Annotated in this window: 12 protein-coding genes; 8 read left to right on the forward strand and 4 right to left on the reverse strand. The window is 34.8% G+C overall.

Going from position 1 to position 12,774, the window contains the following annotated elements:
- Positions 1-29 precede the first annotated feature (29 nt).
- Positions 30-1,304, forward strand: a complete 1,275-nt coding sequence (gene larA, locus MUN42_RS00780; RefSeq protein WP_243342367.1) for a nickel-dependent lactate racemase — start codon at positions 30-32, stop codon at positions 1,302-1,304.
- 73 nt (positions 1,305-1,377) lie between these two features.
- On the opposite strand, the gene MUN42_RS00785 is transcribed toward larA, so the two are convergent.
- On the reverse strand, positions 1,378-2,592 hold the full coding sequence (locus MUN42_RS00785; protein ID WP_243342368.1) for a diphosphate--fructose-6-phosphate 1-phosphotransferase: 1,215 nt from the start codon (positions 2,590-2,592) through the stop codon (positions 1,378-1,380).
- A gap of 193 nt (positions 2,593-2,785) precedes the next feature.
- Here MUN42_RS00785 and MUN42_RS00790 point away from each other — a divergent pair, with 193 nt between their 5' ends.
- The 7 genes from MUN42_RS00790 (at position 2,786) to MUN42_RS00820 (ending at position 10,453) form a co-directional block, all read left to right on the forward strand.
- Positions 2,786-4,663, forward strand: coding sequence for a BglG family transcription antiterminator (locus MUN42_RS00790; protein WP_243342369.1), 1,878 nt, complete (start codon positions 2,786-2,788; stop codon positions 4,661-4,663).
- A 4-nt stretch (positions 4,664-4,667) separates the two neighbouring features.
- A complete protein-coding gene (locus MUN42_RS00795) occupies positions 4,668-4,997 on the forward strand; it encodes a PTS lactose/cellobiose transporter subunit IIA (RefSeq protein ID WP_243342370.1) in 330 nt (109 codons plus the stop codon).
- Entirely contained in the window at positions 4,997-5,311 is a 315-nt protein-coding gene (locus MUN42_RS00800; protein WP_243342371.1) for a PTS cellobiose transporter subunit IIB, read from the forward strand. The genes MUN42_RS00795 and MUN42_RS00800 overlap by 1 nt, the downstream gene beginning before the upstream one ends.
- Positions 5,312-5,324: 13 nt before the next feature.
- Positions 5,325-6,680, forward strand: coding sequence for a glycoside hydrolase family 1 protein (locus MUN42_RS00805; protein ID WP_243342372.1), 1,356 nt, complete (start codon positions 5,325-5,327; stop codon positions 6,678-6,680).
- Complete coding sequence (locus MUN42_RS00810) at positions 6,677-7,987, forward strand: PTS transporter subunit EIIC (RefSeq protein WP_243342373.1); 1,311 nt, start codon at positions 6,677-6,679, stop codon at positions 7,985-7,987. Before MUN42_RS00805 ends, MUN42_RS00810 begins: the two co-directional genes overlap by 4 nt.
- Before the next feature lie 80 nt (positions 7,988-8,067).
- Positions 8,068-9,489 (forward strand): 6-phospho-beta-glucosidase, encoded by a 1,422-nt coding sequence (locus MUN42_RS00815; protein ID WP_243342374.1) that lies wholly within the window; start codon positions 8,068-8,070, stop codon positions 9,487-9,489.
- Between the two features lie 370 nt (positions 9,490-9,859).
- Positions 9,860-10,453, forward strand: coding sequence for an MATE family efflux transporter (locus MUN42_RS00820; protein WP_243342375.1), 594 nt, complete (start codon positions 9,860-9,862; stop codon positions 10,451-10,453).
- On the opposite strand, the gene MUN42_RS00825 is transcribed toward MUN42_RS00820, so the two are convergent.
- Genes MUN42_RS00825 through MUN42_RS00835 form a run of 3 tightly spaced genes read right to left on the reverse strand, consistent with a single transcriptional unit; the run spans position 10,440 to position 12,639 of the window.
- Positions 10,440-11,240, reverse strand: coding sequence for a Cof-type HAD-IIB family hydrolase (locus MUN42_RS00825; protein WP_243342376.1), 801 nt, complete (start codon positions 11,238-11,240; stop codon positions 10,440-10,442). The genes MUN42_RS00820 and MUN42_RS00825 overlap by 14 nt on opposite strands.
- On the reverse strand, positions 11,241-12,047 hold the full coding sequence (locus tag MUN42_RS00830) for a Cof-type HAD-IIB family hydrolase (RefSeq protein ID WP_243342377.1): 807 nt from the start codon (positions 12,045-12,047) through the stop codon (positions 11,241-11,243). It abuts the gene before it with no gap.
- A 55-nt stretch (positions 12,048-12,102) separates the two neighbouring features.
- On the reverse strand, positions 12,103-12,639 hold the full coding sequence (locus MUN42_RS00835) for a PTS glucose transporter subunit IIA (protein WP_243342378.1): 537 nt from the start codon (positions 12,637-12,639) through the stop codon (positions 12,103-12,105).
- Positions 12,640-12,774: the final 135 nt, after the last annotated feature.

Raw genomic sequence — 12,774 nt, forward strand, 5'->3', positions numbered from 1 at the left:
TTTCATGAAGGAGGGCAGAAGGAGTTTATATGAATATAAAAGTACCATACGACAAAACTTATCAAGAAACTGAAATCGATGATAGTAGAATTTTAGGGATTTTAACCAGTCACTTGGAAGAGTACACCCCAACAGATGACCAAGCGACTCTTGTAAAAAAGGCCATGGAGAACCCTATCGAATCTCCTAAACTAAAAGATCTTGCTGTTGGCAAGGACAAGGTAGTTATATTAATAAGCGACCATACTAGGCCAGTACCAAGCAAGTTTATCTTGCCTCCTATGCTAGAAGAAATTAGAGAAGGAAACCCTGATGCTGACATTACCCTATTAGTTGCAACAGGTTGCCACAGAAATTCTTCTAAGGAAGAGCTAGTTAACAAGCTTGGAGAAGAAATATATAATAATGAAAATATCTATATCCACGACTGTGATGACGAGTCAATGCTAGTTACCCTTGACGAAAAACTTCCTTCAGGTGGAGATATAGTTGTAAATAAACTAGCAGCAGAAGCTGATCTCCTAGTAGCAGAGGGCTTTATAGAACCTCACTTCTTTGCAGGATTTTCTGGTGGAAGAAAGAGCGTGTTCCCAGGATGTTGTTCAAGAAAGGCAGTAATGTATAACCACAATGCAGAGTTTATCAATAGCCAATACGCAAGAACTGGTAACCTTGATAATAATCCTATCCACGTAGACATGGTAGCAGCTGCCAAGGCCCTAGGTCTTGAATATATCGTAAATGTAGTAATAAATTCTGAAAAGAAAATAATCTATGCAGTAGCAGGTGACCTTGAAAAGGCCCACCAAGTAGGTACAGATTGGCTAAAGGATAAGGCAGGCGTTGACAAGAAAGAAGCAGACATAGTTATCACATCCAACGGTGGCTATCCACTAGATCAAAACATCTATCAAACTGTAAAATCTATGACTGCAGCAGAAGCCAGCCTCAAAGATGGCGGTGTAATCATAGTAGCTAGTAAGGCTGGAGATGGTACAGGTGGAGATGCTTTCTACAATGCCTTCATAGAAGAGCCAGATGTAGAAAAACTCTACCAAAAATTCTTAGACACTCCAAAAATCGAAACTATTCCTGATCAATGGGAATCACAAATCCTATGTAGAATTCTCCTAAAGGCTAAGGCAGTAATCTTTGTATCAGATTACGATAGCAAGATCCTAGAAGATTTCCACTTCATTCCAGCTAAGAGCCTAGATGAAGCTATGGAAAAGGCAGATGAAATAATGGGTAAGGACTCAATAGTTACAGTAATACCTGATGGAATAGCTGTAATAGTTAAATAAAAAAGACTAGTAATGGGCTGGTAGAAAGATCCGAGTGGATTCTACTGGTCCATTTTTCTAGTCTTATAAATTCTTACTTAATAAAGACGTCAAGGTCTACAAAGACAGGCATACCATCTTCGTAAACTTGGTCAACTTCTCCTTGGATTAGGGGAAGAGTATAAGAAATCATATTAGCTTCTAGGGTCTCAAAATCCTTAAGCCAAGCCTCTGGGATCTTCATCTCCTTGTTGGCTATGGTTGATGGCTTAACCTCTGTATAGAAAACTTCATAAGGATCGCTTGACTTTCTTCTCAAAACTGGAACCAAATCAGTCCTATCCCTACCAAGCTTCATAGCCCTATAGCCAAGATTAAAGGCCTCATCAGCATCAACCCTACTAATAATAGCAGAAGTCCTTTGAGGGATATTTAATTCAACACAACGGGACTTGATGCCGAGATTATTTCTGATATAATCAGCAAGCCTTATACCGACACCACTTACTATAGGATGGGCAAAACCGTCTTTGGCATGGTCAAACATAATCTTGTCAAGGGCAAGATCCCTATCCCTAAAGCCTTCAGCTAGGGCGATAATAAGATTATTCTCATGAGCTAATTTCTCACTTATCTCATCCATCATCTCATCTATAGACTTATCCATCTCAGGAAGATAGACCAAATTTACAAGGTCTTTTGGGTAATCATAATTGGCTACTAGAGAAGATCCAGCCAGCCAGCCTGCATGGCGGCCCATAATTTCAACGACTGTGACAGATTTAAGATCATAAATATCCACATCAGTCCTCAAGGTCCTTAGAGTAGTGGCAATAAACTTGGCAGCAGAAGGAAAACCTGGAGAATGATCCATCCCATTAAGATCATTGTCAATAGTCTTAGGGCAACCTACAACATTAATCCCTGTAATAGCCTTCTCCTCCATATAAGAATTAAGCTTGGTAACAGTATCCATAGAGTCATTACCACCTATATAAACAAAGGTATCAATATTTAGTGACTTTAGATTAGCAAAAATCTTCTCGTAAGATGGATCATCAAAATCATCAGCCAACTTATACCTACAAGATCCCAGGATAGAAGAAGGCCTAGACTTTAGCCTATCAATAATCCCATCAAACTTATCCTTATCAACTTCCCTAAAATCGACCTTCAAAATTCCCTCAATTCCATGGAGACTAAGGTAAATATGCTCATAACCAAAATCAATAGCCGCCTTAATAGCACCAGCTAATGATGAATTAATAACAGAAGTAGGCCCACCAGATTGGGCAATAATACAATTCACAAAATCCCTCCTTATATTTTATATCATTAATAGTATACAAAAGATATGGATATTTGCAATGTATAAGATAGTGGATAGATATTGCTTAAAATAATATAATAAAATTCCTAACAAGTGATATATAGAAGTTAAGGAAAATGTTTGTGTTGAGGTTTCATAAGAATTTATTATACTTATTATTAAGGGTGATTATATGATTGAGACAAGAATTAAGGAAATATTTGATTTTCTAACAAGTGACTATGGCTTTCATACATCACAAGAAATTGGAGATAATTTAGAACTTAGTTCAAAGACCATTCAAAAAGAAATAGGGATTTTAAATTCCTACATAAAAGATAAGGGGGCGATAGTAAAATCAGAAACAGGAAAAGGTTATATATTTAAGATATACGATGAGGATATGTTCAAAGAATTCCTGAAACACGACTGGTTCAAATACGCATATTTTCATCAAGAAAATCCTAATAAAGAATTTAGAATAGAGAGTATATTAAAACTCCTTCTGTTTTCTAATTCTTATATTAAGCAACAAGAATTAGCGGATATGTTTTATGTTTCACTTTCTCAAATCAATAAAGATATAAAAAAAGTAAGAAAGCTTCTAAGTGAATATAATATAAAACTTATTAGTAAACCCTACTATGGAATGAAAATATCTGGTGATGAGAAAGCCATAAGACTTGCAATAAGAAATGAAATAGGAGAAGACGCAGAGATTTTTGCTAAGGATGAGGATGAGGACCTTTTTTATAAGATACAAGATATAATTTCTAATATAAAATTTCCAGAATCCTATTATCTACCCTATGTTAACTTCAAAAACCTAGTAATCCATATTTATATATCCATACTTAGAATAAGAGATGGTAAATTTATTAAAATATCCGAGGATATATCAAATAGGATAATAACTTATGATGAATTTAATATAGCAAAAATTGTGGTAGATGAATTAAGTAAAAATATTGATGTAGAATTTCCTAGAGATGAAATTCTCTACTTAACAATGCATTTGATTACAAAAAATGCCGTAACCAACTATGAGAAAGTTTCTCCTGAAGTATCATCTCTAGCTCAAAAAATGATTGATGAAGTCTACAAGGTTACAAAATATGATTTTAGGTCTAACATTGATTTGTTTTTTGCCCTATCCTTGCATTTGGGTCCCTTGATTGAGAGGCTGCGTTATGGCATGCCAATGAAAAATCCGATTATGGATGATATCAAAAACAATCAAATAGCCTTTATGTTGGCAACAATAGCAAGTAGACCTTTAACTAAGATTTACAAATCCAACCTTCCAGATGATGAAATTGGCTACCTAGCCCTTCATTTTGCATCAGCTATGGAAAGTCCACTAAATGAAAAGAGGAACATCCTAGTAGTATGCGGCTCTGGCAATTCCTCAGCTCAAATAATGAAGACCCAGATAGAAAAAAAGTATAAAGATCAAATCAACAAACTAACCCTCATTGATTTAAATAATATCGATAAGGTAGACCTTGATAGCTTTGACTTTATTGTGTCATCTGTTGACATAAAAGCTAATACAAGTACAGCTATCGTCTATGTAGATGTAATATTTAAACAAAGAGACTTCGACAACATTGATAGTATTATTAATGAAAATGCTAGGAGAGAAATTGATAAAATATTTGAAAATTCTATCTTTATCAAAGACTGTAATTTAGAAAACAAAGAAAAGACTTTAGAATTCATAGCAGAAATAGCATCGAGCAAAGCCAACTTGGATGCTGGAGAAATACTAAAACAATTTAGAGAAAGAGAAAAAATGTCCTTTACAGCCTATAACAACGTGGCTTTACCACATATCCTAAACAATGTAGATACGGACAGCTTTTCAATAGTATTAATTCCTAAAAATCCTATAGACTGGCAAGCCGAAAAGGTAAGCTTGATCTACTCCTTATTTGTAGGAGATGAAATTGGAGAAATGAATGCTTATTATGAAAAATTAGGAGAATTCTTAAATAAAGATAGTCAAGTAGAAAAAGCTAAAAAATCAAAAAATATAGAAGAGTTTAAGAGAATATTTTTGGGAGGATAAGAAGATGGATAGTGAAAAACTATATGAAATTGCTTTTCAGATAATAGTTCATGCTGGAGAATCCAGAAGTCTATCAAGTGAAGCAATGGATAAGGCTGAAAAATATGATTTTGAAGGAGCTAAGGAATCTTTAGATAAGGCAAATGAAGAATTCTTAGCTTGCCATCAAATTCAAACAGATTTACTAACAGCAGAAGCTAATAGAGAAAAGAATGAAATAAATATAATCCTAATTCACGCCCAAGATCACCTAACAATGGCTATAACAGCAATGGAAAATGCTAAGAGATTTATGAACTTATATGAGAAATTAAGTAAGATGGAGGGAAAGTAATGAGAAAAGTTATTTTAATATGTAATGCAGGAATGTCAAGTTCCTTGATGGCTAAAAAAGTAAGTGAAAGTTTAGAAAAAGAAGGAATTGATATCAAGGTTGATGCAACAACAAGTGGAAATAGCGAAAATATTTTTACTTCTGATACTTATGAAATGATATTAGTTAGCCCCCAAATAAGGATGTTGTATGATGACTATAAAAAAAGAGCAGATGAAACAGGTAAAAAGATAGCTCAAATACCATTTAATGCTTATGCGCCAACACCTATGGGAGTTAAGAATATGCAGGATATAATAACTGAAAATATTTAATTAGGATATATAAATGAATAAGAAATTTATGTGGGGAAATTCAACATCTTCAATGCAAACTGAAGGTGGATACAATATTGATGGTAAAGGAAAATCTGTTTATGATATAAGAGAGGCCACTGAAAATACAAGTGATTGGAAGGTGGCTATTGATGAATATAACAGATACCAAGAAGATATAGAATTAATGAAAGAAATGGGAGTAAATGCCTATAGATTTCAAGTATCATGGTCAAGAGTTTTGTCAGATGGATTTGGTAAAATAAATGAAAAGGGATTACAATTTTATGATAGGTTGATAAATTGTTTAATAGAGAATCACATAGAGCCTATTATTTGTTTATACCATTTTGATATGCCGTTAAAACTTAGTGAAGAATATAACGGATTTTCATCAAAAGAAGTGGTGGATTATTTCTTTAAATTTGCAAAAATTGTAATTGATAGATATCATGAGAAAGTTAAATATTGGATAACTTTCAATGAACATAACTTATATTCTACAACTGGTGCTTTTCTTATAGCTAGAAGTAATAAAGAGGAAAATTTAACCAATTTATATCAAATACAATTCAATACTTTTCTTGCTCATGCAAAGGTAGAAAAATATATACACGAAAAATATGAAGATCTTAAAATTGGTGGAATGTTAGCCTACTCTACTTTTTATCCAAGTTCTTCAAAACCAGAGGACACTTATTTAAGAAATATTTACGATGATTTTTCAAATAAATTGTATTTAGATATTTTTAATGGCAAGGGATATTTAAAAACATTCGATAAATACTTAGAAAATCGTGAAGTAATTTTAGATAAGTCAGACGATGAAATAGAGTTGATAAACGGAATGAAAAGTGACTTCATTGCTTTTTCTTACTATCAATCTCAAACTATAAAATATATGGGACATGATTATGATCCTTTTGACACTTCATCTATGGTTGATAATCAATATCTTGATAGAAGTGAGTGGAATTGGGAAATTGATCCTGATGGTCTATTAATATCTATGCTTGATATATATAATAGATGCAACCTTCCTTTATTTATTTTTGAAAATGGAATTGGTATTAGAGAAGAATACAAGGAAGGTGAGCTGATAGAGGATGATTTAAGAATTAGTTACCACAAATCTCATATAGAAGCTATGCTAAAGGCTATGGATATGGGAGTAGAGTGCATAGGATATTTAGGATGGGGACTCATTGATATATTATCTTCATCTGGAAATATGGAAAAGAGATATGGCACTGTGTATGTAAATAGGGGAAACCATGATTTGAGAGATCTAAAGAGGATAAAAAAGAAAAGCTTTAATTATATAAAGCAAGTATATGAATCTAACGGAAAGGACCTAGAAATAAGATGACAAATACAAAATCAAAATCATTTACTGATAAATTTACAGAAATATCAATGAGGTTTGGTTCTCAAGTTCATTTGAGATCACTAAGAGATGCTTTTGCTATAATGCTACCTTTGTTTATTTTAGCAGGAATCGCAGTTTTGGTAAACTCAGTTATTTTACCTAAAATTTTAAATGAAGCACAAATACAAGTAGCTCAGTATTGGGCTATATCAATTCAAAATGCAACGTTAAATATGTCTGGATTACTAATTTGTGGTTTGGTAGGATACACTTTGTCTACAAATAAGAATTTTGAACATAAGATTGCTGCTTCTATGATTTCTATTGCTGCACTTATAGTTATGATGCCGCAAGTAATAGATGTAACAGGAATAAATCAAGAAAACATTCAAGCTTCTGGATTATTGTCCTATACAAACTTAGGAACTACAGGAATGTTCGGTGGGATTATAATAGGACTTTTGGCAACAGAAGTATTCATAAGGTTATCTAATACTAAGCAACTTAAGATAAATATAGGAGGAGATGTTCCACCAGCCGTAAATAACTCATTCAATAACTTAATACCTTCTATATTAACTCTACTTATATTTTCTTTGGTATCTTTTGCTTTATTTGCCCTATTTGATAAGGATTTAATTACTTTAATAGCAACAATTATCCAAGAGCCATTAAGAAAAATAAATACTTCTCTTTTAGGTACACTACTTATATATAGTACCGGTAATTTCTTGTTCACCCTTGGAATCCACCAAACAGTAGTTAATGGTACAATACTTGATCCTTTACTTTTAGTAAATATGAATGAAAATATGGCGGCTGCAAGTAGCGGTCAAGAGATACCACACATTATCAATGGAACATTTGTACCTACTTTTGGAATGATAGGTGGAACAGGATCAACTATATGCTTATTAATTGCTTTATTTATCTTTTTTAGAAAAAATAAACAATATAGACAAATAGCAGGGCTTTCTGTTTTACCAGGAATATTCAATATAAATGAACCTGTAATATTTGGTTTCCCAATTGTATTTAACTTACCTATGATGATTCCGTTTGTATTAACACCAGTTATGGGAATTGTAATAGCTTATATAGCGACTGCAATAGGGTTTATTAACAAGGTAACCGTTATGGTTCCTTGGACAACGCCACCTTTATTAAATGCTTATCTAGCTACTGGAGCTGATATAAGAGCGGTATTAGTTCAGCTAGTAATAATAATTTTGGGAGTATTGTTGTACTTACCATTTATAAAGATAAGTGCAAAAGCTCTTGAAAAACAAGCGAAAATAGATGCTTAATTAATTTTGAAAGTTAAATTCTAATAACTTCAATAGCGTGACTGTTAGAATTTAACTTTTTATTTATTTAGGAGGAAGTAATGACTTTTAGAGAAGATTTCTTGTGGGGAGGGGCTACTGCTGCCAATCAATGCGAGGGAGCTTATGATGTTGATGGTAGGGGGCTGGCCAATGTAGATTTATGTCCAGTTGGCCCTGACAGGCAAGAAATTATTATTGGTAGGAAGAAAATGTTTGATTTTGATGATGAACATTTTTACCCAGCAAAAGAGTCTATAGATATGTATAATAGGTACAAAGGAGATATAGCCTTATTTGCTGAAATGGGCTTTAAGGTATATAGGTTTTCTATAGCTTGGACTAGGATATTTCCAAATGGAGATGAGGAAGCTCCTAACGAAAAAGGTTTGAGTTTTTATGAAGATTTGATAGATGAATGTTTAAAGTACAATATTGAACCTTTGATTACTATAACTCACTTTGACTTCCCTATGCATCTTGTAAAAGAATATGGTGGATGGAGAAATAGGAAGGTGGTAGACTTCTATCAAAATCTAGTAAGAGCTATATTTGAAAGATTTAAGGGCAAGGTTAAATATTATCTCACATTTAATGAGATTAATGTTATTTTGGCAGCATCCTTTATGGGAGCAGGTCTATATTTTGAAGATGGAGAGGATGTAGAGAAGGTAAGAGCACAAGCTATCCATAATGAACTTATGGCTAGTGCCTATGCTACAAAGATTGCCCATGAGATTGATCCGGATATTAAAGTAGGTTGTATGTTAGCAGCTGGAGAATATTATCCTGCTAGTATGAAACCTGAGGACATATTTGCAGCCCAAAAGGCAAATAGAGACAACTACTTCTTCGTTGATGTTCAAGCAAGAGGCTACTATCCAAACTATAAATTAAAAGAATATGAAAGACTTGGTATAATGCCTGAAATGAAAGAAGAAGACGCAAAAATATTAAGAGAAAATACTGTTGACTTTATATCTTTTTCATATTATACAACAAGGGCTATAGGCGCTGATGCTACAAATTATGATGAAGCTAATCTGATTAAAACTATTGAAAATCCTTACTTGGAAAAAACTGAGTGGGGATGGCAAGTTGACCCTCTAGGTTTTAGAATAACAATGAATGAAATATATGATAGGTATCAAAAACCATTGTTTGTTGTGGAAAATGGTCTTGGAGCCAAGGATAATCCTGATGAGAATGGCTATGTTGAAGATGACTATAGGATCGATTATCTAAGAGATCACATCAAGGCTATGAAAGATGCTGTAGATCTTGATGGGGTTGACTTACTAGGATATACTACTTGGGGTCCTATAGATCTAGTTTCAGCTGGTACTGGTGAAATGAGCAAAAGATACGGGTTCATATACGTAGATCGTGATGATTATGGTAAGGGAAGTCTAGCAAGGTCCAAGAAAAAATCATTTTATTGGTATAAGAAGGTAATAGCTAGTAATGGAGAAGATCTTGACTGATATCGGACCAAGGCTAAAATTTAAATAATTATTATTGAAATAACTCTGAGGTTTAATTGTCTTTGCCTCGGGGCTATTTTTCCTTGCAGATTTTTTAATTTAAGTAGATTGGATAGTATAGAAAGTTTGGGAAGGTTTGAGTGAAGGTTTTTAGGAATTTGTCTAGTACTGTTGATATGACTGAGGGGGATGTTGGGGGGGGATCTTCATAACTTTTGTAAATTCTATTATTATCGGTCTTGCTCTTGGATCTGGGATTGTTTTTTCTGGGTTTTATGGGGTAAAGGATAGAGATAGTCTTATAAAGCCGATTTATGAGTTTTTTCTAATAGGTCTTGTAAGTTTGACCGTATCTCTTGGTGGCTTTATTTTGACGGATGAAATTCTTAGAATTATGGCTTTACCTAGTGGAATTTTTGATGATGCAGATCTTTATACTAAGCCGATTTTTGAGGCCTTTGCCGTTGCTGTGAAGATTGATACTATCGCCTATGTACCGGCCCAGGATTTTGGTAATGCCTTTTCTACTTTTATTATCCAAGATTATGGGGCGAAGAAGTTTGCTAGGATCAATGGTGGAATAAGGAAGGCCTTCAAGTATGTAACTTTTATCTGCCTTCCGATATCTCTTTTGGTTTTTGCCTTTGCGCCAAGTCTGATGGGACTTTTCGTAGAGGCTAATGCCCTTGATGTTATTAATATGGGGACTTCATATCTAAGAATAGAGGGGGCCTTTTATGTCCTAATTGGCTTCTTGTTTTTGTTTTATGGACTTTATAGGGGCCTTGGGAGGCCATCTATCTCCATTGTCTTGACCATTATTAGTCTTGGGACTAGGGTTCTTTTGTCCTATGGCCTTGCTCCAAGGATTGGGGTTCTTGCCATCTGGACTTCTATTCCAATTGGTTGGCTTTTGGCTGATATAGTGGGGCTCTTCCTTATGAAGAAGTTTAGTCCAAGATAAATTTTTCTAAATAGTAGGCTATGCCGTCCTCATCGTTCGATAGGGTGATGTAGTCTGCTATTTTTTTGATTGGTTCTATTGCATTTCCCATAGCTACTCCTGTACCTGCCATTTCAATCATAGAGGCATCGTTCATTTCGTCTCCGAAAGCTATTATGTTTTCTGGTGCGATGGATAAGTGCTCAGCTATTTCTATAAGGCTCTTGCCCTTGCTGAGGCCCTTGGGCATGACTTCATAATAGAACCTTGATGATTTGACTTGTTCTGTTATGTCACCGAATTTATGGTAAATTTTCTGAGCGACTTGGTCAATTTTGTCAGGGTCCTTGGCAAAGAGGAATTTGTTTGGAGCAAAGTCCAAGATTTTAGCTAGATCTTCTTCAACTACTAGGTTAAGGCCTAGGTATCTGGCTTCTTCTACTGCGTACTCTCCTGCTTTTCTAGTGTAAATATTATCCATGTGGGGGATCATGATTTCTATATCTAGGTCCTTGGTAAAGTCGATTATTTCTAGGGCAAGGTCCCTATCTAAGCTATGGGAGACTAGGGTTTTCTTGCTCTTGTAGTCGGTAATCATTCCTCCGTTGAAGTTTGATAGGAGACCTCCATATTTTTCAAATTCTAGGTCATTGGCAAGGTCTATGACTCCTGCTGTAGGTCTACCAGAAACTATGGCGACCTTGTGGCCTTCTTTCATAGCTTGTATAAGACTGTCTTTAGTTCTATGGGTAATTTCTTTCTTGGTGTTGATGAGGGTTCCGTCAACGTCTAATCCTATAAGTTTCATTTATTGTCCTATAATTTTTTCTCTTATATAGTGGGCTATTCCATCTTGGTCGTTGGTAAGGGTGATGTTATCTGCGACTTCCTTGATAATTTCACTGGCATTACCCATGGCGATCCCTCTACCTGCTGCCTTTATCATTTCTATGTCGTTTATTTCATCACCGAAGGCTATGGTGTCCTCGTGGTCTATCCCGTAGTAATCTGCGATCTCTAGGAGGGACCTACCCTTGTTTATCCCCTTTGGCATGATGTCTAGGAATTGGGGCATGGACCTTATTGGATTTACTAGGTCTTTATATTTGTCGATGAAGATTTTGGACTGAGTTTCCATGATGTGAGGGGCCTTGGAAAAGAGGATCTTGTTAACACCAAAGTCTATGGACTTACTAAGGTCTGGCACAAGTTCGACTTCCATCTTGTTCTTTTTTCTAAGGAAATCTAGGGAGTAGGTGTCTTCCTTTTCTACCAAGATTTTCCCGTCCTTATTTATTATTAGGTCAAGACCCAAGTCCTTGCCATAATCTATCATCTCTTGGGCCAGGTCCCTATCCAAGTAGTGGTTGATGATTGATTTTTTATTTTTCATATCGTAGACGTTGGCGCCGTTGGATGATGAGATTAGCCCACCAAGTTTGTCAAAGTCGAGTGCTTTGCCTATATGCTTGCAGGCGTGGTAGTCCCTTCCGCTAATAATTACGACCTTGCAATCTTGCTTTCTTGCATCAATCAAGGCTTCCTTGGTGGAGTCTGTCAATTCATTTTTGCTATTTAAAAGTGTACCGTCTAGGTCAACTGCTATTAATTTCATAGTTTCCTTTGTTTATATAAATATTATAAAAACCAGGAGTCAACCTGGTTTAAATTTAATTAGATGAAACCTTCAAGAGGTCTTCTTGGTGGCTTATTGGTCCGAATTTTACAGCTTCTATATCTAGACCATCTGTATTGGTTATTATAACTGGTGATTGGGTTTCCTTGCCTGAATTTTTGATATCATCAATATTAAATTCGATAAGGAGGTCCCCCTTCTTGACTGGACTATTGATAGTAGTCTTGCTTGTGAAAGGCTTGCCTTGAAGCTCAACTGTATCTAGGCCTATGTGGATTAAAATCTCAAGACCAGAATCAGATGTAATACCAATAGCATGTCCTGTTTCAGCTATCATTGATACCTTGCCATCTACTGGAGCAAATACCTTGCCAAGACTTGGAATGATCATAACTCCCTTGCCCACAATCTCTTGGGCAAATACTCCATCAGCACATTCCTTTATATCCCTTACTTCACCATCTATAGGTGCCACGATTGTTTCTTCTATATGTCTTTCTGTTTCGACTACTTGGTTTTCTTCGTCCTTTGATCCAGAAAAAGCATTCTTAACTTTATCAAATATTGACATAATACCTCCTACACTTTATCTTTACTTATATTTAAACTATACCCTTTTTGGGACAAGTCCTAGCTAAGGAAAAGATTAATAGTCGTAACATATGTTACAGACTAAAGCTTATTATTTTTATAAAATAAAGGAAAG

The organism is Anaerococcus sp. AGMB09787, assembly GCF_022808955.1.
In the GTDB taxonomy this organism is placed as follows: Bacteria; Bacillota; Clostridia; order Tissierellales; family Peptoniphilaceae; genus Anaerococcus.